This is a genomic window from Herbidospora solisilvae (genome assembly GCF_009901565.1).
Classification (GTDB): domain Bacteria; phylum Actinomycetota; class Actinomycetes; order Streptosporangiales; family Streptosporangiaceae; genus Herbidospora; species Herbidospora solisilvae.
This window is the reverse complement of the sequence record NZ_WXEW01000012.1, coordinates 25,801-48,843: the sequence shown is the minus strand read 5'-3', so window position 1 is coordinate 48,843 and position 23,043 is coordinate 25,801. Positions and strand designations below refer to the sequence as shown.

20 protein-coding genes and 1 riboswitch are annotated in these 23,043 nt (G+C 74.0%); of the genes, 2 read left to right on the top strand and 18 right to left on the bottom strand.

Annotated features, from left to right (window positions below; translation table 11 throughout):
* Positions 1-3 precede the first annotated feature (3 nt).
* Positions 4-2,217, bottom strand: coding sequence for a 5-methyltetrahydropteroyltriglutamate--homocysteine S-methyltransferase (gene metE, locus GT755_RS34545; RefSeq protein ID WP_161483781.1), 2,214 nt, complete (start codon positions 2,215-2,217; stop codon positions 4-6).
* 101 nt (positions 2,218-2,318) lie between these two features.
* Positions 2,319-2,528: riboswitch (cobalamin riboswitch) on the bottom strand.
* Between the two features lie 80 nt (positions 2,529-2,608).
* Between metE and GT755_RS34540 the strand changes: the two genes are divergently transcribed.
* Positions 2,609-3,286: a hypothetical protein gene (locus GT755_RS34540; protein WP_161483780.1), complete on the top strand. Its 678-nt coding sequence runs from the start codon at positions 2,609-2,611 to the stop codon at positions 3,284-3,286.
* Here the strand turns inward: GT755_RS34540 and GT755_RS34535 are convergent.
* The 11 genes from GT755_RS34535 to GT755_RS34485 form a co-directional block, all read right to left on the bottom strand.
* Positions 3,283-4,041 carry an ABC transporter ATP-binding protein gene (locus GT755_RS34535; protein ID WP_161483779.1) on the bottom strand — a complete coding sequence of 253 codons (759 nt, stop codon included), beginning with the start codon at positions 4,039-4,041 and terminating at the stop codon, positions 3,283-3,285. The two genes, GT755_RS34540 and GT755_RS34535, sit on opposite strands and share 4 nt — an antisense overlap.
* The gene (locus GT755_RS34530) at positions 4,038-5,084 is read right to left on the bottom strand and encodes a FecCD family ABC transporter permease (protein WP_161483778.1); all 1,047 of its coding nucleotides are present in this window, start codon (positions 5,082-5,084) and stop codon (positions 4,038-4,040) included. The genes GT755_RS34535 and GT755_RS34530 overlap by 4 nt, the downstream gene beginning before the upstream one ends.
* Positions 5,081-6,028, bottom strand: a complete 948-nt coding sequence (locus GT755_RS34525) for an ABC transporter substrate-binding protein (RefSeq protein WP_161483777.1) — start codon at positions 6,026-6,028, stop codon at positions 5,081-5,083. The genes GT755_RS34530 and GT755_RS34525 overlap by 4 nt, the downstream gene beginning before the upstream one ends.
* Entirely contained in the window at positions 6,025-7,077 is a 1,053-nt protein-coding gene (locus GT755_RS34520) for a TfuA-like protein (RefSeq protein ID WP_161483776.1), read from the bottom strand. The genes GT755_RS34525 and GT755_RS34520 overlap by 4 nt, the downstream gene beginning before the upstream one ends.
* Positions 7,070-8,320 carry a YcaO-like family protein gene (locus GT755_RS34515; protein WP_161483775.1) on the bottom strand — a complete coding sequence of 417 codons (1,251 nt, stop codon included), beginning with the start codon at positions 8,318-8,320 and terminating at the stop codon, positions 7,070-7,072. Before GT755_RS34515 ends, GT755_RS34520 begins: the two co-directional genes overlap by 8 nt.
* Entirely contained in the window at positions 8,313-9,491 is a 1,179-nt protein-coding gene (locus GT755_RS34510) for a YcaO-like family protein (protein ID WP_161483774.1), read from the bottom strand. Before GT755_RS34510 ends, GT755_RS34515 begins: the two co-directional genes overlap by 8 nt.
* A gap of 8 nt (positions 9,492-9,499) precedes the next feature.
* On the bottom strand, positions 9,500-10,888 hold the full coding sequence (locus GT755_RS34505; RefSeq protein WP_161483773.1) for a YcaO-like family protein: 1,389 nt from the start codon (positions 10,886-10,888) through the stop codon (positions 9,500-9,502).
* The gene (locus GT755_RS34500) at positions 10,885-12,198 is read right to left on the bottom strand and encodes a CocE/NonD family hydrolase (RefSeq protein ID WP_161483928.1); all 1,314 of its coding nucleotides are present in this window, start codon (positions 12,196-12,198) and stop codon (positions 10,885-10,887) included. The genes GT755_RS34505 and GT755_RS34500 overlap by 4 nt, the downstream gene beginning before the upstream one ends.
* 2 nt (positions 12,199-12,200) lie before the next feature.
* Positions 12,201-12,938 (bottom strand): hypothetical protein, encoded by a 738-nt coding sequence (locus tag GT755_RS34495; protein ID WP_161483772.1) that lies wholly within the window; start codon positions 12,936-12,938, stop codon positions 12,201-12,203.
* A 176-nt stretch (positions 12,939-13,114) separates the two neighbouring features.
* A complete protein-coding gene (locus tag GT755_RS34490) occupies positions 13,115-14,881 on the bottom strand; it encodes an ABC transporter ATP-binding protein (RefSeq protein ID WP_161483771.1) in 1,767 nt (588 codons plus the stop codon).
* Positions 14,878-16,620: an ABC transporter ATP-binding protein/permease gene (locus tag GT755_RS34485; protein WP_161483770.1), complete on the bottom strand. Its 1,743-nt coding sequence runs from the start codon at positions 16,618-16,620 to the stop codon at positions 14,878-14,880. Before GT755_RS34485 ends, GT755_RS34490 begins: the two co-directional genes overlap by 4 nt.
* A gap of 114 nt (positions 16,621-16,734) precedes the next feature.
* On the opposite strand from GT755_RS34485, the gene GT755_RS34480 reads away from it, so the two are divergent.
* Complete coding sequence (locus tag GT755_RS34480) at positions 16,735-18,009, top strand: MFS transporter (protein ID WP_202610883.1); 1,275 nt, start codon at positions 16,735-16,737, stop codon at positions 18,007-18,009.
* On the opposite strand, the gene GT755_RS34475 is transcribed toward GT755_RS34480, so the two are convergent.
* From GT755_RS34475 to GT755_RS34450, 6 genes are all read right to left on the bottom strand, one after another.
* Positions 17,972-18,685, bottom strand: a complete 714-nt coding sequence (locus tag GT755_RS34475) for a TIGR03943 family putative permease subunit (RefSeq protein ID WP_161483768.1) — start codon at positions 18,683-18,685, stop codon at positions 17,972-17,974. The genes GT755_RS34480 and GT755_RS34475 overlap by 38 nt on opposite strands.
* Entirely contained in the window at positions 18,682-19,695 is a 1,014-nt protein-coding gene (locus GT755_RS34470; RefSeq protein WP_235968066.1) for a permease, read from the bottom strand. The genes GT755_RS34475 and GT755_RS34470 overlap by 4 nt, the downstream gene beginning before the upstream one ends.
* A 255-nt stretch (positions 19,696-19,950) precedes the next feature.
* Entirely contained in the window at positions 19,951-21,081 is a 1,131-nt protein-coding gene (locus tag GT755_RS34465) for a Dyp-type peroxidase (RefSeq protein ID WP_161483766.1), read from the bottom strand.
* Positions 21,074-21,631: a copper chaperone PCu(A)C gene (locus GT755_RS34460; RefSeq protein WP_161483765.1), complete on the bottom strand. Its 558-nt coding sequence runs from the start codon at positions 21,629-21,631 to the stop codon at positions 21,074-21,076. Before GT755_RS34460 ends, GT755_RS34465 begins: the two co-directional genes overlap by 8 nt.
* 60 nt (positions 21,632-21,691) lie before the next feature.
* Entirely contained in the window at positions 21,692-22,258 is a 567-nt protein-coding gene (locus tag GT755_RS34455; RefSeq protein ID WP_161483764.1) for an MFS transporter, read from the bottom strand.
* Positions 22,259-22,358: 100 nt separating this feature from the next.
* Positions 22,359-23,015: a TetR/AcrR family transcriptional regulator gene (locus tag GT755_RS34450; RefSeq protein WP_202610882.1), complete on the bottom strand. Its 657-nt coding sequence runs from the start codon at positions 23,013-23,015 to the stop codon at positions 22,359-22,361.
* Positions 23,016-23,043: the final 28 nt, after the last annotated feature.

The following is a 23,043-nucleotide window of genomic DNA, read 5'->3' as shown; positions in this document are numbered from 1 at the left end:
TTGTTACACGGTCGTCCGGACGGTCCGGGCGGCGGTGACCATGTTGGTCAGCGCCGCCTCCGTCTCGGGGTAGGCGCGGGTCTTCAGGCCGCAGTCGGGGTTGACCCACAGCCGGTCGGCGGGGACCGCCTGGAGGGCCGTGCGGAGGTTGGCGGCCATTTCCTCGCTGGTGGGCACGCGGGGTGAGTGGATGTCGTACACGCCGGGGCCGATGCCGTTGGCGTAGCCGGCGGCGCGCAGGTAGGGCAGGAGTTCCATGTGGGAGCGGGCGGCCTCGATGCTGGTGACGTCGGCGTCGAGGTCGGCGATGGGGCTGAGGATCTCGCCGAACTCCGCGTAGCACATGTGGGTGTGGATCTGGGTGGTGTCGGCGGCGCCGGAGGTGGCGAGGCGGAACGCGCCGACGGCCCAGGCCAGGTAGGGCTCCCGGTCGGCCTCGCGGAGCGGGAGGAGTTCGCGCAGGGCCGGTTCGTCGACCTGGATGATCCGGATGCCGGCCGCCTCCAGGTCGGCGATCTCGTCGCGGAGGGCGAGGGCGACCTGCCTGGCGGTCGCGGCGAGGGGCTGGTCGTCGCGGACGAACGACCAGGCCAGCATCGTGACCGGGCCGGTGAGCATGCCCTTGACCGGCTTCGGGGTGAGCGACTGGGCGTAGGCGGTCCAGGCGACCGTCATCGGGCGGGGGCGGGTGACGTCTCCGTACAGGATCGGGGGGCGGACGCACCTCGTGCCGTAGGACTGGACCCAGCCCGCTTCGGTGGCGGCGTAGCCGTCGAGCTGTTCGGCGAAGTACTGGACCATGTCGTTGCGTTCGGGTTCGCCGTGGACGAGGACGTCCAGGCCCAGGTCCTCCTGGAGCCTGATCACGCGGGCGATCTCGGCGCGCATGGCCTCGGTGTAGGCGGGCTCGTCGATGCGTCCGGCCCGCAGGTCGGCGCGGGTGGCGCGGATCTCGGGGGTCTGCGGGAAGGAGCCGATCGTCGTGGTGGCGAGGTCGGGCAGGCCGAGTGCCGCCCGCTGGGCGGCGAAACGGGCCGCCCGGTCGGACCGCCGGGCGTCGAACCGGACCGGCTCGGCGGGGGCGGCCTGCGGCGGGGTGACCCTCGCGTGCTCCGGCTCCAGGTCGGCGGCCAGGGCGACCAGTTCGGCGACCTTCTGGCGGGCGAAGGCGAGCCGGTTCCGCACGGCCGGGTCGAGGCCCGTCTCGGTGTCGAGGTCGACGGGGACGTGCAGCAGGGAGCAGGAGCTGCTCAGCTCGACCGTGTCGGCGAGGCCGAGCAGGATCGGGTACGCCGACCTGGCCCGCGCCGGGTCCACGCGCCAGACGTTGCGGCCGTCGACGACGCCGGCGACCACGGTCGTGCGGGGCAGGCCGCCGACCGAGGCGAGCGCCTCCAGGTTGCCCGGGCCGGCGACGAGGTCGAGCGCGACCGCCTCCACGTCGGTGGCGGCGATCTCCCGCAGCGCCTCCGGCGCGACCGCGCCGAAGTAGGTGGCGAGCAGGATCTTCGGACGGCAGGCCAGGCCCCCGAGCCGCCGGTGGACGCGGCCGAGCGCGCCGGTCTCGCGGGCGTCGAGGTCGCGGGCGAGCACCGGCTCGTCGAGCTGCACCCACTGGCAACCCGCGCCGACGAGCCGTTCGAGCAGCTCGGCGTAGGTCTCGACGAGGGAGTCGAGCAGGTCGAGCGGGGTGAACCCGTCGGGTGAGCCGGGCGCGGCCTTGGCCAGCAGCAGGTAGGTGAGCGGGCCGACGAGCACCGGTCGGGTCTCGATGCCGAGCCTGCGGGCTTCGAGGTATTCGGCGACCGGTTTGGCGGCCGAGCCGTCGGCCAGCCGGAAGCGGGTGTCGAAGGTCAACTCCGGCACGATGTAGTGGTAGTTGGTGTCGAACCACTTCGTCATCTCCAGCGGCGGCAGGTCCGCGGTGCCGCGTGCCATGGCGAAGTAACGGTCGAGGCCGGTCAGGGCGCGGTATCGGGCCGGGACGGCGTCGATCATGACGGTGGTGTCGAGCACCTGGTCGTACAGGCTGAAGGTGTTGGACGGGATGGTGTCGAGCCCGGCGTCGCGGAGCTCGGTCCAGACCTCGCGGCGCAACCGCGCCGCGGTCGTCTCCAGTTCGGCGGCGTCGATCACGCCGGCCCAGTGGTTCTCGGTGGCGAACTTGAGTTCTCTCCGCGCGCCGATGCGCGGGTAACCCAGAATCGTCGTCTTCACGGCTGCTTCCCTCGTCTCGCCGACATGCGGCCACGTGAAAAAGGGAGACAGCGCACGACGCGCAGGCCCTCCCACGAGGCCGCGGACCACCACGCGCCGAGGTCGGCGCGCGGGCGGAGGCAGGTCTTCGGACTCGTGGGCGTGGTGCTCGTTCCTAGTGGCCGTCGCTTCCCAAGCCCGGAGGGCTCAGTGCTGGTGACGGCGGTCGTTCCCACATACCGCTGCGGGGCAGTCCCGGATTCACACCGGGTTCCCTCTTACGACGCCCGGCTCTGGCGGAGGCGGGCGAACCATCCACGCCGCCGAGTTTATCCGCCATCGCGCCACCATGGACGTCGATCACCCGAGAAGGTACGGTCTGCGCGAGAAGTCGACCATTGGAGCCTGTCGCATGCCCTCCAAGACGGCCAGATCGGCCCGCCCCCTCCCCGTCCAGGAGAAGCCCGGCCCGGGACGGTCGCGGTACGCGATCGGACTGGTGGCCGCCATCCTCGTGGCGGGCTCGCTGGGCTATCTGTTCGGGACCCCGGACGCCACCGAGAACTCGGTCGCCGAGATGCGGGCGGCCGAGATGAAGCGCGACGCGCAGCAGGTCACCGAGCTGACCTCCACGGCCCGCACCACGGTCGCCGAGGTGACCAAGGTCATGGTGGGCCTGGGAGAGGCGCTGCCGCCCGGCGGCGCGCTCGCCGCCCGGACGCCGTCCGAGGCCGAGATCGGCGAGTGGCAGAAGGTGATGAAGCAGGCGGTCGACCGGCACGCCGCCACGCCGTCGGGCACGACCGCGACCAATGTGGCGCGCGGTGGTTTCCGCAGCGCCGTCGACGGCATGGCGCTCGCGGTCGACACCTACGCGTACTGCCGGAAGGTGTCCACCGATGTGCGGGCGGGTTGCCTGGAGGTCGCCCGCCGGCAGCGGACGGCCGGGGTGATGGCCTGGTCGGTCGCGGCCACCCAGCTCGACGCGATCAACGTCGACGCCGGCCACGGTCACCAGCACGTCTACCTGACGAGCACGCCGGGCGAGGGGGCCATGATGGCCGACGGCGTGCCCGAGGGGACGAACTAGGTGGCCAGCGGCAAGTTGATCCTGGGCAGTCCGTCGGGGCCGTGGGTCACCTCCGCGGCCACGCCGTACACCTCGGTGAGCAGGTCGGCGGTGACCACCTTCGCGGGCGGGCCGTCGGCGACCAGGCGTCCTCCGCTCAGCACCGCGAGCCGGTCGCAGGCGGCCGCGGCGAGCTGGAGGTCGTGCAGGGCGGCGACGACGGTGACGCCCAGGGACCGGATCAGCCGCAGGAGCTCCACCTGGTGACGCAGGTCGAGGTGGTTGGTGGGTTCGTCGAGCAGGAGCAGGCCGGGCTGCTGGACCAGCGCCCTGGCCAGGTGCACCCGCTGACGTTCGCCGCCGGACAACCGGGCGTAGGGGCGGCGGGCCAGTGAACGCACCTCGCAGCGTTCCATGGCGTCGTCGATCAGGTCGTGTTCGGCGCGGGTGAGGCGTCCCAGGGTGCCCAGATAGGGCACCCGGCCGAGGGCGACGATCTGCTCGACGCTGTTCTCCAGGTCGGCGGGCGACTCCTGGGTGACGACGGCCACCCGGCGGGCCACCTCGCCCGCCGGGGCGGTCCACACGTCGAGCCCGTCGACCGTGATCCGGCCTCGGTCGGGGCGCTGCCGCCGGTAGACGCAGCGCAGCAGGCTCGACTTGCCGCTGCCGTTGGGGCCGATGAGGCCCAGGATCTCCCCCGGCGCCGCCGACAGGGTGATGTCGTGGAGCACGGGCGCCCAGGAGAGGTCCTCGACGTCCAGGGAAAGGCTCATGCCATCGCCCTCCGGTTGGCGCGGGCCAGCAGGACCAGGAAGAAGGGCGCGCCCAGCAGGGCGGTGATGACGCCGATGGGGATCTCGTCGGGCTGGTTGAGCAGGCGGGCCCCGACGTCGACCCACACCATCAGCAGCGCTCCGGCCAGCGTGCTGAGCGGGACCACCCACCGGTTGTCGCCGCCGACGACCATGCGGACGGCGTGCGGCACCATCAGCGCCACGAAACCGATGCCGCCGCTGACCGACACGACCGCGCCGACCGTGATCGCCGAGCCGACGACCAGCCGCACCCGCAGCCGGTTCACCTCGACTCCGAGGCTCGTGGCTCCTTCCTCTCCCAGGACGAGGGCGTTGAGTTCGGCCGAGCGCAGCCGGAACCACACGACGAAGATCCCGACCACGATCGCGGGGACGGGCAGGTCGCTCCATTGGGTGCCGGACAGGCCGCCGAGGGTCCAGAACAGCGCCGACCGCAACTGGGAGTCGGGTGAGTTCAGCACGATGAAATTGGTCGCGGCCTCCGCCAGCGCGGCGACGGCGACCCCCGACAGGATCAGTGAGGTGACCCCGAGCTGACCGCCGCCGCGCGCCAGCAGCAGCACCACCGTGAAGGTGACCATCGCGCCGGTGAAGGCCGCCACCGGCAGGAGCCACGACAGGCCCGACATCAGCGCCAGGACCGCCCCCAGCGACGCCCCCGAGCTGGCTCCGATCAGGTAGGGGTCGGCCAGCGGGTTGCGCAGCACCCCTTGGAGCACCGCGCCGGTGACGGCCAGGCCCGCGCCGACGATCGCACCGAGCAGGACCCGGGGCAGCCGGATGTCCCGGACGATCACCGCCATCGGCCCCGAGGGAGCGTCCTGGGTGGCGAAGACGATGCGCCACACGTCCAGGAAGGGGATGTCGACCGGTCCCAGGCCGACGGCGGCGACAAGGGAGACGCCGAGCAGTACGCCGAGCAGCACCACCGAGCCTGCCAGGGTCACCCGACGGCCCGGCCGGTCGGTGGAGACCCGCCGGGCGGCGACGCGGACGGTCAACGGGCGAAGCCCTCGGCCAGGGCCTTGAGCGCGCGGCCGCTGCGCAGGCCGGGCTGAAGGTCGTTGACGGGGATGACGACGAAGCGGTTCTCCCTGACCGCGGTGACGTCCTTGATCGGGGCGTAGGAGCGCATCCACTCGATGGCCTCGTCGGCGGGTTCGAAGGCCTGGTCCTCGACGATGATCACTTGGGGGTCGCGCTTGACCAGTTCCTCCCAGGAGACCTGGCCGAACTCTCTGGTCTCGGGGAAGATGTTCTCGCCGCCGGCCCGGCGGGCCAGGTCGTACACAAGAGTGTTCGCGCCGCTGGTCAGCGGCTTGTCCTTGCCTCCGGCGTAGTCGAAGACGCGCAGCGCCGGGGTGACGGGGGTGACGGCGTCGACCTCGGCCTTGAGCGCGGTGACGAGCTCCTCCGCCTTGGTCTGTACGCCGAAGATCCGGCCCAGCGCGCGGAGGTCGTCGTAGGTCTGCTCGACGGTGGCGGTGGCGCCGGGGCAGCTCGCCGACAGCAGGTGGCTGTTGACGCCCTCCTTCCGCAGGACGGCGCGGTCGCCGAGCGCCTTGGGGCCGTAGTCGTCGGGGTAGCCGCTGACCACCAGGTCTGGGTTGGCCGAGTAGACGACCTCCTTGGACGGCGGCGGGAAGGCCGACTCGGAGATCACCTTGATCCCGGTCAGGTCGGCGGCGTACCGCTCCATGATGTCGTTGGCGGCGACGGTCCCGGCCATCCGGTCCTTCAGGCCCAGGGCCAGCACGACCTCGGTGGCGACGGTGCTGGAGGTGACGATGCGCTCCGGCGGCTTGGCGTAGGTGTAGACGGTCCCGCAGTTGCTCACCTCGACCGGGCCGGAAGCGGCCGAGGGCGCGGGGGCGGCCTCGGTGCCGGACGTGCCGCAGCCGGCCAGCAGGACGACCGCGGCCAGCGCAAATATGGGTTTCTTCACTGTTTCTCCTTGGAGGCGACACGGGCGGCGTACTCGCCGCGGACGCGCAGGGTGTCGAGGATCGCGGCGGGCACGTCCCCCGCGACCTCGGTGGTGGCGGCCACCAGACAGGCCTGGTCGGCGGCGAAGGCCGCGAGACCGGCGGGGGTCAGGTCGGCCAGGTCGGCGGCCGGGATCCGCTCCGACACGAGGGCGATCCACTCGTCGAGGGCGGCCCCGTGCGGGCGGGCGCCCGTGGCGGCGGCCACCAGGCGCAACACGGCGGCGCGTTCGAGCTCGTCGTAGCCGCCCTCGGCGCGCAGGTCGTCGAGGACGGCCGCGGCGACGGCGGGCGGGAGCGCGGTCCGGCCGACGGGTCGCACCGCCCGCCATGGGGAGGTCTGCTCGAAGTGCCAGCCTCGGTCGGCGGGGCGGATCGCGTCCTGGGCCAGCAGGTCGAGCAGCGCGAGGGCGTCGGCGCGTTTCACGTCGCGCCGCCCGCCGGGCAGCCAGTCGCGCAGGGGCGTGTCACGACCGGCCAGCAGTTCGGGCCAGCGGCGGTCGGGATAGTGCAGCTCCTTCGCCGTGGCGACCAGGCCGGCCGCTTCCCCGGCGGGGATCACCCCTTCGGTCACGGCGGCGCGCAGCGTGGCGCGGATGGTGACCATCGCCTCGTTGACCGGGCGGTATCCCTGGTCGGCGTCCAGATGGGCGACCGCCACCTCGTCGTCGTCGGTCAGCTCGCCGGTGACGAACGCCCGGTAGACCTCGCCCACGCCGGTCATGCCGTAGGGCGCGAGCTCGGCGGCGCGCAGGGCGCCCATGCTGGCCGCTCCGGCGACGGCGACGCCCTCGGACATTGCCCAGAGGAGCTCCTTGTGCCAGACGGCGGGGACCCGCTCGTACACCCCGTCGACGACGGCGACGACACGGGGGCGTTCGGCGGCGACCAGCGCGGCCACGTCGCCCTGCCCGGCCGGCGGCAGCACCACGACGTCGCGGCCGGGCAGACGGTCGTGCACGACGGAGGCCGGGATCGTCGGACCGGCGAAGACGGCGATCTCAGGCATCGGCCGGCTCCGCTCCGAGGGCGCGTGCCCGGGGGCCGGGCAGGGTCGGTTCGCCGGTCAGCGCACCGGCCCCCTCCAGGCCGGGCACCAGCACCTTGACCACGGGCAGGCCCAGCGACGGGCGGGTCAGGTCGACGGCGGTCACCTGGTCGAGGCCCGCCGCCGCCAGCCGGTCGAGCAGCCAGTCGAGGTCGTCGCCGAGCAGGTCGTGGTCGGCCCCGGTGATCGTGAGCGGCCGGGCGTGCGGCAGGGTCGCGCGGAGCGCGTCGCGCAGCTCCGTGACGCCGCCGGTGTCGGTGGTCTGCGCGTAGCGCTCCCGGGTGACGTCGTCACGCGCGCCCGAGATGGTGATCAGCCGCGACTGGGCGGCCTCGGTCAGCGCCCGCTGGACCGCGATGGGCGGGCACGGGTGGCAACCCAGCCCGGTGGCGGCGGGCAGCGGCCGGAACGGGTCGGGTTCCGCCTCCACGATGTGGCACAACACCACGGGGACGCCGAGGTCGGAGGTGAGGTCGAACAGCGCGGCCTCGACGCCCGCCCGGTCGTAGAGGTCCAGCAGCCGCGCGGTCTCCGGGTCGGTCAGCGTGGCGGCGTCGATCCGGGCTCCGGCCTGGAACAGGGCGTCGCGGAGGTCCCACAGGGCCGCCGCGTCCCGTTCGATCAGTTCGCACAGCGCGTGGACCAGCGCCTCCAGCGCCGTGTTCCCCCCGGCCAGGCCGTTGCTGTCGCGCGACAGGCCGTGCCCGGTCAGCGCGGGCGGCAGGGTGAAGTCGAGGCTCACCGCCTCGTAGGGCACCGCTCTCGGTTCGCCGGTGCGGACGTCGGCGCCGTCGATCCAGAGCAGGGGCGTGACGTCGTCGAGCACGCCGTCGGCGGTGCGCGGCAGCCCGCGGGGGTCGAGCGCCGCCGGGCCCAGTTCGGCGGGCCGGGACAGCCGCAGGGGGCGGTCGATCATCTCGGCGTGGGCGTGCTCGACGGCCTCCATGGCCGCCGACACGCGGCTCGCCGCGCGGCTGACGCCCTTGCCCTGGCTGACCGAGAGGCTGCGCGCGTTGGGGCGGTAGGCGGTGGCGACCGGGATGCCGATGAGGTCGAGGCCGGTGACGTCGGCGACGCGGGTGACCCCGCACTCCCTCAGCGCCGGGCCGAGCCGCCGCCAGGTGTCCTCCAGGGTGGCGGCGCGGTGGGTGCCGGTCCTGGCGATCTTGCGGCCGGGCCGGTCGAGGTTCCAGGGGTCAGACATGGGGCACCGGCAGCCTCTCGACGTGGCCGGGCAGCGGGTCGGCCCCCGCGCCCAGGAAGGGGTAGGCGGCCGGTCCGGTGGAACGCAGCCCCGGCACCACGACTCGGGCGACGTGCAGCCCCACGGCGGCCAGGTCGGGGGTGGTGAGATCGACCATGATCACGTCGAGGCGGGGGGCGGTGGACGGCGTACCGGCGGGATCGCCGCCGTCGAGGCGGTCCCGGACGGCCGTGGCGACCCGTTCGTCGGCGAGGAGTTGCAGCGTGCAGAGCACGTCGGTGGCGTCGCTCAGGTCGGGGGCGTAGGAGTCGAGATACCGGCGGTCACTCCGGTGCGGCATCAGCGGGCCGGCCGGGCGTTCCCACTCCGGGATCCCGTCGGCGACCTCGGCGAGGGCGTCCAGCGAACGCAGCGCCTCGGCGGCGGCCGACCGGGCCGACCCGGTCGCGCAGCCCACGCCGAGCAGGCCCTCCGGGGTGACCGCCGTGCAGAGCACCACCGGCGCGCCCAGTGCGTTGGGGACCGACCGCCACGTGAGTTCCGCGCCGTCCGGGACGGGCAGCGGCGGCCCGTCCACCCGGGGGAAGGCCGCTCCCCCGTGCCAGGCGGTGGCCAACGCGTGCCGTTCCACGACCTCGGCGAGCGCCGAGGCGCGGGCCGCCTCCTGGGTCGGCCCGGCGGCGATGCCCGCCGCGATCGGCAGGTGCGCCGGGCGGCCCCGCACCAGCGCGTGTTCGCCGGACGACAACCAGACCAGCGAGGCGGGCACCCACACCGGGCGTCCGTCGCCGGCTCGTCCGGGCGTCCACCAGAGCACGTCGTCGCGGCGCAGGCCCGCGAACGGGAAGCCGGGGCGGTCGTGCTGGTCCGGGGAGTAGAGGGCCAGCCGATCGGGGTCGACGGCGGAATCGAGGTCGTGCCAGGTCGCACGTCTGAGCCTGGCTTCCGGGACCAGGTGGCCGGCGTAGCGTTCGGCCGCCTCGCCCAGCGCTCTCAGCCGGGCGCGGGCGGGGTCGCCGAAGGACGCGCCTCCGACGACGGGGTTGCCGAGGGGATGGCCGAACCGGCCCGTGGCGGCCAGTTCGGCGGTCGCGGTGTGCAGCACGGCGTGGCTGCGCCCGGTCACCAGCCGGGTGACCGGCCCGGTGCGGGGGTCGAGCAGGACGTCCATCGGATCTCTCAGGTGTGCGGGAGCGGGACGAGGTTGACGTCGGCCTCCGCGATCGGGGCGGCGCGCAGCCCGAGGCGGACCGGATCGGCGTAGAGGCGGTCGCCGCCGAGGAAGGGGAAGGCGGCGGGCGGGTTGGAGTAGGCGCCGGGGACGATCACGCGGACCACCCGGGCCCCCGTCGCGGCCACGTCGGAGGTGGTGAGGTCGACGGCATGGGCGTCGAGTCCCAGCGCCCGGACTTGGTCCAGATAGGTGCGGTAGACGTCGCCGGTGATCGTCGGCAGGTCGTCGAGGCCCACCGGGTCGCTCTCGCCGGTGATGGGTTCCAGTTCCTTGGCCATCGCCGGGTCGAGCCAGATCTGGCTGTGGCAGGCCAGGTCGACCACGTCCCTGAAGTCGCTGCGGTAGGAGGCGGCGTAGGCGCGGTCGGGCCGGTGCCGCTTGAGCATGTCCGGGCTGAGCACGCCGTCCTCGACGGCCTGGTAGATCGCGCCGTCGGGCTCCAGCAGGCCCAGGGAGTAGATCCGCAGGGTCACCGCCTCGGCCAGCGCCTTCGCCACCGCGTGCGCCGGATCGGGCCGGGCGGCGACGCCGAAGGTGTGGATGCCGAGCGCCGGGTCGTGGAGCAGCACCCCGATCACCGCCACGTCGAACGTCGTGGGGATGCGCACCACCCGGTAGCGGAGGTCCCCGGCGGCGCCCGGGGCCCTCCCCCAGCCCGGCCCCAGCGACGGGTCGGGACGCAGCAGGTGGGCCAGGCGGGGGTCGGCCACCTCCACCGGGTCGGCCGGGAGGCGGTTGGCCCACCAGATGACGGTGGCGTCCCGCTCGATGACCTCCTCCAGCGCCGAGGTCAGCGCGAAGCGCAGGTCGGGACCGGCCGCGAGACCGGCCAGCATGGCGTAGTTGGTGGCGGGCTCGGCCGCGCGCGGCGGCACGAGGTAGTTGACGAAGACGAGGGAGGCGGGCACCCACACGGGCGGCCCGTCCAGGGTGGTGCCCTTGATCCACAGGACCGGCAGGTCGGCGGTGAAGGGCACGAAGGGGCATCCCGGTTCGGCGTACTGGCTCTTGGAGTAGAGCGCGAGCGTCGCCGGGTCCAGGGCGTTCTCCCCGGCGGCGGCGAGTTCCGCGTGGGTCGCCCGGCGCAGGCCCGCCGGGACGAAGTTGCCGCAGTAACGTTCGATCGCCTCACCGGCCGCGCTCGTCAGGGCCCGGCCGGGGTCGTGGAAGGCGGTGCCGGTCGCCACCCGGTCGGCCGGCCACGGCAGGTGGTCGGAGACGGCGGCGACCGAGGCCGTGCACACGTTCAGCCCGGCGGGCCACCAGGGCTCGGGCGGCACCTGGTCGAGGCGGGTGATCAGTCCGGTACGGGGGTCGGGCGGCACGGGGTTCATCGGCGGCCTCCCGGGACCAGCAGCTCGACGTCGGAGACCGTGACGGTGACCGGCGTCTCCGGCGCGGTGTGGCGGGGCCGCCGCCCGACGGTGAGCTCCAGGTGCAGGACGTGGCCCGCCGGGAGGTCGACGGCGACGGGCGCGCAGCGCATCTCCGCCACCGCGTGTCCGGGGGTGATCGGCGCGGTGCCGTCGGCCAACCGGGTGCGCACGCCCGCCGGGGTCTCGTGCACGAGCGTGGCCACCAGTTCGGCGGCGCGATCGGTCCTGACGCGGCAGCGCACCCGGGCGGCCCCGCGCCACTCGACGTGGCCGGTCGCGCGCAGCCGCACGACGTCGGCTCGCGGCCCGATGACCAACAGGTCGGCCGAGTGCGGCAGCGAGGGGTAGGGGTCGGCCGGATCGTGGTCGATGGAGGAGGACGCCGGACCGGTCAGGGGCAACGCCCGCAGGTCCGGCCGCGCGGCCGGCCGGGGGTCCGTCTGCTCCCACCGGTTGCTCCCCAGCACCAGGCAGCGGTGGCCCTCCATGGGGTCGGCGCCGGTCGCGACCGCCACGAGCCACGGCAGCGCCAGGTCGGAGGGGTCGGGGTCGACCGGGACGTCGATCGCGCACTCCGGCTGGAGCCGGTGGGTCAGCGGGGAGGCCCACCCGCCCATCACGACGGTCGCCCGCCGGGCCAGGGCCGCCTGGCGCAGCGTCGTGGCGGCCGAGCCGCAGTACCAGCTGCCCAGGTGCAGGGTCGGCAGGTCGGCGGCGCGGATCCGGGACGAGGCCCGGCGGGCCTGCGGATGCCAGCTGCTCGGCGTCGGCGGCCAGGCGCCCAGCGGCACCGGCCAGGCCGGCCGGGTAAGCGCCAGGTCGTAGAGGCCGGGGCGGAGCTGGCGGCCGCCGCCGATCTCGGTACGCCACCACAACTCCTCGTCGACGGCCACGGCGGCGGGCGGCCAGGACTGGCGGCCGGCCACGCCCCGCACCGACGGGTGGCCCACGGCGCACCAGGCGGCGTAGGCCTCGTAGGCGGTGCCGTACAGGCAGGTGACGCCGTCGGACCACGGCTGCGCGGTGATCCAGTCGAGGGCGGCGTGGCCGTCGGCCCGCTCGTCGGCGCCGGCCTCGAACTCGCCGGGCGAGCGGTGGCGTCCGCGCAGGTCCTGGAGGACCACGGCGAGCCCCGCGCCGGTCAGCGCGTCGGCCTCGGGCCACAACCCGGGCGTGCCGTAGGGGGTGCGGACCACGACGGTCGGCGCGGGCAGGCGTTCGGGCAGGAAGACGTCGGCCACGAGCCCGCCGACCGGGACGTCGATCATGATCACGGCTGCTCCGTCATCAGCCCGGCGGGCACCGGCAGCACGGGGTGCCGGTTCAGCAGGCCGGTCGCCGGGTCGAAACCCGCCTGGACCCCCGTTCCGGGGGCGTCCTCGCCGTGGAGGTACGCCCACACGTCCGCGACGATCAGGGCGGCGGCGACGCCGGCCCCCAGCGGGAACGCCGGGCCGGTCTCCGGAGCGCCGCCGGAGTCGAGCCACGCCCAGTAGGCGCTCAGTTCGTCCGGCCACGGCGAGGCGGCCAGCCGTCGCAGCCGCAGATCCTCGTAGGAGGCGGTCGCGGGGCCCGTCCAGAACGGACCGGCGTACCAGCGCCGCCCTTCGGCGAACCCGAGGTGCAGCGCGGTGCCGGTCTCCCGCGCCTCGGCGGCGAGCCGCCGGAACAGGTCGTCGCGCGGCCACGGCGCGACGGCGACCCGCACCGCGACGTCCTCGTCGCCGCAGGTCAGACCGGTCCGGCCGAGCAGGAGGGCGACCGCCTCGACCAGCGGCCCGTCGCCGGTCAGGGCGACCGCGCCGGGCCTGCGCGCCGGGACCCGCTCCAGCACGCCCTCCTCGGCGAAGACCTCCGCCAGGTCGGGGTCGCCGGGCGGGGGACGGTCGGGGCGCTCGCCCCCGGGCGCGGACACGGCGAGGAAGTCCTCACCGGGGGTGTGCACCAGCCAGCCGTCCCGCGTCGGGACGAACGACACCCCGCCGGCGTACCGGCCGGTGGGCTCCATGGGCTTTCCTTCCTGCTCTACGCTGCGAGGACCACGGGCGGGGACGCGATACGCGCGCGTCCCCGCCCGTGGGTGGGCCGGCTAGCGCCAGGCCACGCTGGACCGGGTCACGGTCGAGTGGTTGTTGGAGTGCACGCTCGCCTTGACCTGGGCGACCTTCAGCTTCGTCACCTTCATCACGGATCACCTCCTCGTTTCGTCGTCGGGACGGGCCGCCCGTCCAGGAGCGCGGCGGCGTCCGCCTGCGCCTGGACGAGACGTCGGTAGGGCGCGCACCGCGCCATGAGCTCGGCGTGGCGGCCGAGGTCGGCGATGCGGCCGTGGTCCAGCACGGCGACCAGGTCGGCGTGCCGGAGCGTGGTGAGCCGGTGGGCGATGACCAGGGTGGTGCGCCCGTTCCTGACCCGGTCGAGCGCGGCCTGCAGCTCGTGTTCGGAGAGGGCGTCGAGCTGGCTGGACGACTCGTCCAGGACCAGCACCGGCCGGTCGCGCAGCAGCGCCCGCGCGATGGCGACCCGCTGCCGCTCCCCGCCCGACAGCGCGGCCCCCCGCTCCCCCACCACGGTGTCGAGGCCGTCGGGCAGCCGGTCCAGGAAGGGGGTGACACGGGCGTCGGCGCACGCTTGGGCGACGTCCTCGGCGGACGCCCCGGGACGGGCCAGCTCCAGGTTGGCACGCAGGGTGTCGTGGAAGAGGAACGCCTCCTGCGGCACGTGGCAGACGAGCTCGGTCAGGTCGTCGACGGGCAGGTCGCGCAGGTCGGCTCCGCCGATCCGGACCGTCCCGGAGGCCGGGTCGAAGTGCCGGAGCAGCAGGTGGGCCAGGGTCGACTTGCCCGCGCCCGTCGCGCCCGCCAGGGCGAGCGTCGTCCCGCCCGGGACGGTCAGCGAGACGCCGCGCAGCACCGGGCGCGTCTCGTCGTAACCGAACACCACCTCGTCGAACTCGACCGCGGGAGGCCCGGTCAGGACGGGAAGCGGGGCGCGGCCGGTGTCGGGGACGGCGGCCGGTTCCTCCAGGAGGTCGAACACGCGGTCGGCGGAGGAGGAGGTGAGGCCCCACACCCGGGTGACGTTGAGCAGCATCGTGATCGGGGTGAACGCGGCCCCGGCGAGCGCGACCGAGGCCAGCAGCGCGGGCGCGGGCAGGCCGGTGTGCAGCCCGGTGGCCAGGACGCTCAGGCTCGCGCCGCCGATCGCGGCCCCGCCGGCCACGGTCTCCAGCCCGGCGCGGCGGGCCTGCCGGCGCTGCGCCGCCGCGAGCCGCCGGTCGGCGTCGCGCAGCCGGTCGAGCCGGTCGGCTCCGCGGCCGAAGGAGAGGATCTCCCGCAGGCCCTGCACCAGGTCGGTGACCTCGACGTTGAGCTCGGTGAGCGCGTCGGTGAGGTCGCCGCCGTGGCGCGCCCCCGCCCGGCGCAGCGCCAGCGGCACCGCCGCCGAGGCCGCCATCCAGGGCAGCAGCACGAGCGCCGCCCAGCCGCCGCCGATCATCGCCATCGCCGCCAGGGCGGCCGGCGCGACGACCAGCGCCGCCGCCACGTAGATCGAGGTGTGCGCGTAGAAGATCTCCAGGCTCTCGCTGTCGCGCAGCGCCCGGACGACGAGGTCGCCGCCGCGCCTGCGGATCAGCCCGCCGGGGGCGATCCGGGCGAAGGCCTGGTAGAGCCACTGCCGGACCTGGGCCAGGACACGGAAGGACAACTCGTGGGAGATCCACGACTCGACCCAGTTGGCCACCGCGCGCACCGCCGTCAGGCCGAGGGTCCACCAGAACAGGGGCCACAGATCGGCGGCCCCGGAGAGCGCCTGGCCGGCGGTGGCGGCGGCGAGCACGACCGCGCCCATCCCGGCCGCCTGGTTGACGACCGCGAACAGCACCGAGATCCCGAACGGGCGCAGGTGCCCGGACAACACGCGCAGCAGTCCCGCGGTGCCCCGCCTCATCGTGCGCCTCCGGCCTGCGCCGCGACCAGGTCCGACCAGGCTCCGGCGCGCCGGGCGAGGTCGGCGGGCGCGCCGTGCTCGACCAGGTCGCCGTCGTCCAGGACGGCGACCGTGTCGGCGTCGACGAGGCTGGACAGACGGTGCGCGATCATGATCGTGGTGCGGCCGGCCCGCAGTTCGCCCAGCGCGTCGCGCAGGGCCGCCTCGGTCTCGCCGTCGACGGCCGAGGTGGCCTCGTCGAGGATGAGCACCGGCGCGTCCTTCAGCAGGGCCCGCGCGATCGCGATCCGCTGGCGTTCGCCGCCCGACAGGCGGGCTCCGCGTTCGCCGACGACGGTGTCGAAGCCGTCCGGCAGGCCCTCGATGAGGTCGAGGATCCGGGCGCGGCGGGCGGCGTCCCTGAGGGCGGCGAGGTCGGCGTCCGGCCGGGCCAGCCGCAGGTTCCCGGCGATCGTGCCGTGGAAGAGGTGGGTGTCCTGGGCGACCACGGCGGTCATCGCGCGGACCTCGTCGCGGTCGAGGTCGCGCAGGTCGACGCCGTCGGCCAGGATCTGGCCGCTCTGCGGGTCGAGGTAGCGCTGGAGCAGGGTGACCACGGTGGACTTGCCCGATCCCGACCGCCCGGTGACGGCCAGGGTCGTGCCCGGTTCGACGACCAGGCCGACCCCGCGCAAGGCGGGGCGGGCCGCGCCTGGGTAGGTGAAGGTGACCTCGCGCAGGACCAGCCGGGGCGGCCGGTTCGACGGCCGCCTCCGGACCGGCGTGGCCGGTGCGGGGGCGGGCGCCTCGGCGTCCAGCAGGGCGAAGACGCCCTTGCCCGCGGCCAGGCCGTGGAAGCCCTCGTGCCAGTAGTTCTGCAGTTCGAGCAGCGGGCGGAAGGCCTCCGCGGTGAGCCAGGCGATCAGGAGCAGCCCGGCAGCGTCGAGGTGGCCGGTGGAGTGGCGGATCGCGGCCACCACCACCGCCAGGCTCGTGCCCGCCGACATGAGGAACGCGCTGACGACGTAGACGGAGCTGGAGGCGGCGAGGTCGCCCATGGTCGCGCGGTAGAGCGCCAGGGCGTCGCGCCGGAGCCGGTGGCCGTAGACGCCGGTCGCGCCCAGCGCCTTCAGGGTCGTCATGCCCTGCAGGGCGTCGAGCACCCGGGCGGCGAAGTTCTCGTACGCCGTCCAGTGCCGCTGGGACCGCGTGCCCATGATGCGCCGCCAGAAGGGCTTGGACGCGGGCACCAGCACCACGCAGGTCCCGGTGATCGTGCCCGCCACCGGATCGTGCCAGGTCAGCACGGCCACGATGATCAGCGGACCGCCCACGCTCACGACCACCTGCGGCAGGTAGAAGCCCACGTAGGCGCGGATCGCCTCCACGCCGTCGGCGATCGTGGTCCGCAGCGTCCCGGCCGGCGCGGTGACCGTGTGACCGGGCCCCAGGTCGAGCAGGCGCTCGGCCAGCCGCAGCCGCAACCGGGCCTGGACCAGCGACGCCGTCCGGTTCGCCGCCTGGTCGCGGCCCCATAAGAACAGGCAGCGCAGCAGGGTGAACAGTCCCGTCAGCACCAGCGGCCCGCCCACCTCGCCGGGATCCGGCGCGCCGGAGATGAGGGCGCGCCGGATCGTCTCGACGAGCGCGACCGCCTGCCCCGCCCCCGACGCCGCCGAAAGGAGCGAGAGCAGGGCGGTCGCCGCCACGGGGCCGAAGGCGCCACGCGCCAGACGCAGCATGCGCCGCTGGACGAGCACGTTTCGCCTCCTTCCTGTCGGGTGAACCGGGAGAGACGCTAGGCGCTAACGATTTTCATTGTCAACGAAATTTTGGGGATGGTTTTCATTTTCTTTGCACGGTACGGTCCTGACGTGACCGAAGAGGAGCGGAGCGCCCCCGGCCTGGGCTCGTTGCTGGCCGGGAACCGGGACTTCCGGTTGTTGTGGCTGGGCAACCTGGTCAGCGTCTGCGGAGGCTGGTTCACCGCCGTCGCCGTGTTCGCGATGTTGTACGAACACACCGGCGCCGCCGTGGCCGCCGGCGCCTCACTGGCCATGCGCTACCTGCCCGGCATCCTGTTCGGGACCTGGGGCGGGGTGCTGGCCGACCGGCTCGACCGCAGGACGATCATGCTGGCCGGCGACGGTGTGCTCGCCGTGCTCGCGCTGGCGTTCCTGCTGGCCGACAGCCCCGGCACGGTCTGGCTCGCCTACCCGCTCACCTTCGCCTCGGCCGCCGTCGGCTTCGTCTTCCAGGCCGCCCGCAACGCCTGGATGCCGTCGCTGGTGCGGCCGGAGGAGGGCGTGCTCTACGCAGCGGCGGTGCAGGTCAACGGGCTGCTGTTCCAGGCGGTCGGCGGGCTGGCCGGGGCCGCCGCCGTCACCCTGGTCGGCTGGCGGTGGGCCTTCGTGGTGAACGCGGTGTCGTTCCTGGTGTCGTTGTACTTCACGGCCAAGGTCCGGCGCGGCGACCGGCGCGGCGACACCTCGCCGGGGGCGGCGCGCGGGCTTCGGGCGTTCCGCGAAGGGCTGCGGGCGGTCCGGCGCAGCCGGCTCGTCTCGGCCCTGCTGCTCCTGGAGGCGGTGTTCTGCCTGGGCCTGGGCGGGTCGATCACGGCCATGACGGCGCTGGCCGTGCAGGTCCACGACCTGGGCGACGGCGGCACGGGCTGGTTCTACGCGGTGCAGGGGCTGGCCGGGGCGGTCGTGCTGCTGGTCGCCGCGCCCCGGCTGAAGCGGCTGCCCGAGGAACGGCGGCTGGTCGTCCTGGGGTTGTCGTGCCTCGGGGAGGGCCTGCTCACCGCCGCGCTCGGCCTGCCGTCGAGCGCACTGGGGGCGCTGGCGGTCTGGGGGGCCGCCGCCTGCGTGGACGTCGTCTACGGGCCGGTGTCGATGGCCATCCTGCTCGGCCACTCCCCCAACGAGCTGCGCGGGCGGGTGGTGTCGTTGTGGAGCGCGACGGCGACGGCCTCGCTGGGCGTCTCGGCCGTGGTCTCCGGGGCCCTGCTCGACGCGCTGGGACCGGCGGCGCTGCTGCCGATCCTCGGCGCGTGCATGGCGCTGCCCGGCGCGGCCTGGCTGGTGGCGCTGCGCGCGGGCCTGCTGGGGGTCACTCGTACGGTTCGACCGGCTGCGGGATCGAGGTGATCGAGGTGGCGGTCAGCTCGGGGGCGATGATGCCGGGTTCCAGTTTTCCGGACGGAGGCCGCTTCCACGTGCCGACCACCTCGACCCAGGTGTTCTCCGGCGGCATGTCGGCGTCGAGCACGGCCACCTTCAGGGCGACGCCGTCGGCGGCGCAGCAGGCGATCTGGATCCGGGCCAGATACCAGCGGTCCCTCTTCCGCTCCGACGGCACGGCGAACCCGGTCAGCCTGACCTGCTGCCCCACCAGCGAGTCGGCCGACTCGCCCCACGCCCGGCCGACGAACTCGCCGATGGTCATCTCGTTGACCGTCCCGGCCGAGAGGGCGTCGTACGGCTCGGCGGCGGCCACCGGCCGCGCCTGGGGCTCCTCCGCCTTCGCCGAGAAGGCGCCGAGGGCGGGCGGGGCGATGAGGAAGATGGCGAAGACGGGAAGCGTCAGCAGCCAGGCCACTCCGGGCGCATGCGAGTGGTCGTGGTCGTCCTCGTGGGCGGTCGCTCCTCTCCACTCCTGGACGAGGCCGATCACGCCCAGCAGGAGGACCACCACGCCCGCCGCGATCAGGAAGGGCCGGAAGCCCGGCTTGACGTAGTTCAGGTAGGTGGTGGACACGGTGGTGATCCGCAACACCGCGCCGCCGAGAAGGATGAGGATCATGCTCTGGGTCAGCCGGTTCACAACAGGACCTCCCCGGCCGCCATGCTGACGACCACCGCGAGAACAAAGGTCAGCGGGATGAAGCGGGCGGCGAACCGCCGCCCGAAGGTGCCCGTCTGCAGGGCGATCAGCTTCAGGTCGACCATGGGCCCGACCACCAGGAACGCGAGCTTGGCTGTCGGCGAGAAGGCGGTCAGCGAGGCCGCCACGAAGGCGTCGGCCTCCGAGCAGATCGAGAGAATCACCGCGAGCAGCGCCAGGACCAGCACCGACAGCACCGGGATCCCGGCGACCGACTCCAGCCACGCGCGGGGCACCACCACGTTCATCGTCGCCGCGGTGGCCCCGCCGACGACGAGGAACCCGCCCGCGTGCAGGAAGTCATGGCGCATGGCCTCGACGAACGAGCGCCATTTCGGCCCGTGCCCGACGGGGCGCGAGGGGATGCGCAACCAGTCGGCGCGGCCGAACCGCAACCACACCCAGCCGGCCACGACCGCGACGACGAGCGAGGCCCCGAACCGGGCCACGGCCATCATGGGCTCGCCGGGGAAGGCCACCACCGTGGCGACGATCACCACCGGGTTGATCGCGGGCGAGGCCAGCAGGAACGCCAGCGCGGCGGCGGGCGTCACGCCCCGCGACATCAGCCCGGACGCGACCGGCACCGACGCGCACTCGCAACCCGGCAGCACCGCCCCGGCCGCCCCCGCCACCGGCACCGCCAGGAACGGCCGCTTCGGCAGCGCCCGGGTCCAGAACGAGGCCGGCACGAACGCGGTGATCGCCGCCGACAGCAGCACCCCGAAGGCCAGGAAGGGCAGCGCCTGGACGCAGATCGCCACGAAGATCGTCGCCCAGGCCTGTAACGCCGGGGCCGTCAGATAGGGCGCGAACACCAGCCGTCCGAGCAGCAGCAGCCCGACGACCACCACGAAGATCCATGGACTGACGGCGCCCAACGGCTGCCGCCGCCCCCATTCGGGCGGCGGCACCTCCTCGGAGACCTCGACCCCGACCCGTTCAGACATGCGCCGACGCTCCCGCAGTGCGATGAAAGTGGTGATGATAACCATGTGTCGGCGATGATTGTAGGGACAAAAGCGGCGAGCCGCCTAGACCCGGTCTGCGTCAGAGGAAACCCGTCGCCCGGCGAACCGGAACACGACCGGTCGCCGCCGCCGGCGGCGCGGACCGGGAGCGGCCGTCGGCGCCGACCACGCGGAGCCGTAACGGAAGTGCTCAAGCCGCCGTCCACGACGAGGCGAGCCGAGTGCGCGGCGGCCTCATGACAGGACCTCCTGGCCGATCCAGCCCTTCTCGTCGCAGCCCGGCGGGATGACGAACACCGCCGACCCGATCGGGGTGATCCACTCGTTGAGCAGGTCGGCCTCGGCGAGCTGCCGCTGGATCGGCACGAACTGGCGCTCGATGTCCGCCTGGTAGGAGGCGAAGATCAGGCCCGAGTCGGCGTGGCCCTGCGCGGTGACGTCCTCGTCGTAGTTGTACGGGCGCCGCAGGATGCGGAGCCGCGGGTCGCCGACGTGGGCGCGGCGGATGTGGGCGTACTCGGAGATGACCGGGAAGCCGTGGGCGCCCTTGGCGGCGAGGTCGGGCGGGTCCTGCTCCCGGGTGCCGGTCAGGGGCGCGCCGGTCGACAGGCGGCGGCCGATGGTGAACTCCTTGGCCACGACGTCGGCGGCGTCCCAGGTCTCCAGTTCGGCCCTGATTCTGCGGACGACGAGCTGGGTCGAGTGGTCGGGCCGCCAGACCGCGAGGTCGAAGTCGGCGGTGCCGGGCTTCGGGTTGGCGGTGCCGTCCATCTGGCCCATGACGTTGCGCTGGGTCTGGCCGCCCGGCTGGGTGCCGGCGGCACGGCGGAAACCGCGCTGGGTCCAGCGGACCGTCGCGAACGAGCGGGCGTCCTTGACGATCATCCGGAGGGCGTGGCTGACGGTCAGCGGGTCGTCGGCGCAGATCTGCACCAGCAGGTCGCCGCCGCTCCACCTCTTCTCCAGCTTGTCGACGGTGAACTTGGGCAGGGGCTTGATCGGGGACGTCAGGGCGGCATGGGCGTACAGGCCGGGACCGAAACCGAACGTCACGGTCAGGCGCGCGGCGGGGGCCGCCAGTTCGGGTTCGGTGTCGGCGAGCGCCGGGCGGCCCTGGGTGAGCCGCCTGGCGTCGTCGGTGAGCAGCCGCATCATCCGCCGGAGGGCGTCGCGATCGGTGTCCTTCCGCAGGTCGAAGGCGACGAAGACGGCGTGGGCCTGCGGTTCGGTGGCGATCCCGGCCTGGCGGGGTCCGTGGAAGGGGACGACGGTCTCGCCGGTGCGGGCCGACGCGGCAGGGGTGAACGCGGCCACCCCCGCCACGACGCCGCCGGCGAGCAGTCCCCGGCGGGTCAGGTCAGCCATTGTGCGAACCGGGCTGGTAGTCCTCCTTGGCGCCCGCGAAGTCCTTGCCGACGGCGGTGAACTCGAAGGTGCCGCCGTCGGCGAGGGTGAGGGTGAACGGGATCTCGGCGCCGGGCTCGACGGCCTGCTTGGCGTCCATGATCATGATGTGGTCGCCGCCGGGCTTGAGCTCGTGGGAGCCGCCCGCCGGGATGACGAATCCGCCCTGCTTGGGCTGCATGACCATTTTGCCGTCCTTGTCGACGACCTCGTGCAGCTCGATCATCGACGACAGCGGGCTGGCGCCGGAGACGACGGTGATGTCGGCGCCGGAGTTGTTGACCAGGGTGCCGAAGGCGGCGGTCATGCCCTCCTTGGCGGTCTTCACCCACGGGTCGGTGATCGACAGGGCGGCGGCCGCGGGAGCGGCGGGGGCGGTCTCGGCGGGAGCGGAGGCGGCCGGGGCCGAAGCGGCCGGCGCGGCGGCGGTCGGCGTGTCGGAGGAGCCGCAGGAGACGACCGTGGCGGCGGTGGCGACGGCGAGCAGGGACAGCGCGAGGCGCGAAGACATGATGAGAAGAACCCTTCGGGGAAAGACGGCAACGTCAGAGGGCCGCGCTGAACCTCGTGTTCAGGCGGCGAGAAGGCTGACGCTGCCGGGAGGCCCCCGGCGGCTGATCTCGTGTCGGAGGGGCGCCGACGCCGGGATGACGACCCGGTCGGCGGGCGCGGCGGGTTGCGGATGGGCGGGTTCGACCGCCACGCGCAGCAACAGCAGGAGGCGGACGTCGAGGCGGCGCAGCAGGGCCCACAGGAGCGCCTCGCCCCGCGCCAGCCACAGGGCCGTGAGCCCGGCCGCCCAGGCGTGGGTGAGCAGCATGCTCAGGCTGGGCAGCAGCGTGGTCGGGTGGTGGTGGCCGAGCGCCATCGGCTCGACGGTGTGGGCGTAGGAGAACAGCAGGTGGAGCACGGCCTGGCAGCCCGCCAGCGCCGGGAAGATCACCCGGGCCGACCGTTCGCGCCCCGCCAGGACCACCCCGACCAGGAACGAGAGGGTCAGCGCCACCAGCACCGCCGTCGCGGTGGTCGAACCGCCCGCCCAGGCGTGCGCGCCGACGCTCAGCACGACCGAGACCGTCGCGAAGACGGCGGCCCGGACGACGCGGAAGGGCGTCGATGCTGAGGTGGCGCTAGTCATGGCGCCGTCATCATCGCACGGCGTACGGCCGCCTCCCAATACGCCCCGGTCCGGGAGGGCGCGGAAACGACGGAAACCGAACCGGCGCCGGCCGCGTGCTCTAGCGGGCCAGGCGGTCCAGCAGTTCGCCGAGCAGCGCGCGTTCGCCAGGGGTGAGGTCGCCCGGGTCGTCGCCGACCAGCGCACGCAACGTCAGTGCGGCGCTCGCGCGGTTCGCGGGGGCGTCGGCGGAGGGCGTGTGCAGGACTCCGGCCAGCGCGGCCTCGCGGACGCGGCCGGACAGCCCGAAGTCAGGCTCCGGCTGGCTGATCAAGGTGAGCGTGATGCCGACATTGGCGGCGAGCACCTGTTCGGCGGCGTCGTCCGCCGGCACCTTGAGCAGGCCCTGGGCGGCGGCGGCGGTCAACCGCTCGCGCAACGCGGCGTGCGCGGGAGCGGTGATGGCACAGGGCTTTCCCGGCTCGGCCCGGCCGTAGAGCAGCCCGTAGAACGACGGGTGCTCCAGCCCGAACCGCACGTGCCTGTCCCAGCCCTCGCGCAGGTCGCCCAGCGGGTCGCCGGAGCTCTCGACCGCCGTGTACTGGGTGAAGCCGTGGTTCACCACGGCGTCGATCAGGCCCTGCTTGCTGCCGAAGTGGTGGTACAGCGTCGGGGCCTGCACCCCGGCGCGTTCGCACACCGCCCTCGTGGACACCGTGCCGCCGCCTTCCAGCAACTCCGCCGCGGCGAGCAGGAGTCGATCCCGCGCGTTCTGCATGTTTGCTACATTAGCGCATATAGCGCTA

Coding starts and splice junctions, on each gene's coding strand:
- GT755_RS34520 (WP_161483776.1), bottom strand. CDS start 7,077: ATGCCTGAGATCGCCGTCTTCGCCGGTCCGACGATCCCGGCCTCCGTC.
- GT755_RS34510 (WP_161483774.1), bottom strand. CDS start 9,491: ATGGACGTCCTGCTCGACCCCCGCACCGGGCCGGTCACCCGGCTGGTG.
- GT755_RS34535 (WP_161483779.1), bottom strand. CDS start 4,041: ATGAGCCTTTCCCTGGACGTCGAGGACCTCTCCTGGGCGCCCGTGCTC.
- GT755_RS34540 (WP_161483780.1), top strand. CDS start 2,609: ATGCCCTCCAAGACGGCCAGATCGGCCCGCCCCCTCCCCGTCCAGGAG.
- GT755_RS34505 (WP_161483773.1), bottom strand. CDS start 10,888: ATGAACCCCGTGCCGCCCGACCCCCGTACCGGACTGATCACCCGCCTC.
- GT755_RS34450 (WP_202610882.1), bottom strand. CDS start 23,015: ATGCAGAACGCGCGGGATCGACTCCTGCTCGCCGCGGCGGAGTTGCTG.
- GT755_RS34455 (WP_161483764.1), bottom strand. CDS start 22,258: ATGACTAGCGCCACCTCAGCATCGACGCCCTTCCGCGTCGTCCGGGCC.
- GT755_RS34500 (WP_161483928.1), bottom strand. CDS start 12,198: ATGATCGACGTCCCGGTCGGCGGGCTCGTGGCCGACGTCTTCCTGCCC.
- GT755_RS34515 (WP_161483775.1), bottom strand. CDS start 8,320: ATGTCTGACCCCTGGAACCTCGACCGGCCCGGCCGCAAGATCGCCAGG.
- GT755_RS34465 (WP_161483766.1), bottom strand. CDS start 21,081: ATGGCTGACCTGACCCGCCGGGGACTGCTCGCCGGCGGCGTCGTGGCG.
- GT755_RS34460 (WP_161483765.1), bottom strand. CDS start 21,631: ATGTCTTCGCGCCTCGCGCTGTCCCTGCTCGCCGTCGCCACCGCCGCC.
- GT755_RS34470 (WP_235968066.1), bottom strand. CDS start 19,695: ATGTCTGAACGGGTCGGGGTCGAGGTCTCCGAGGAGGTGCCGCCGCCC.
- GT755_RS34490 (WP_161483771.1), bottom strand. CDS start 14,881: ATGAGGCGGGGCACCGCGGGACTGCTGCGCGTGTTGTCCGGGCACCTG.
- GT755_RS34495 (WP_161483772.1), bottom strand. CDS start 12,938: ATGGAGCCCACCGGCCGGTACGCCGGCGGGGTGTCGTTCGTCCCGACG.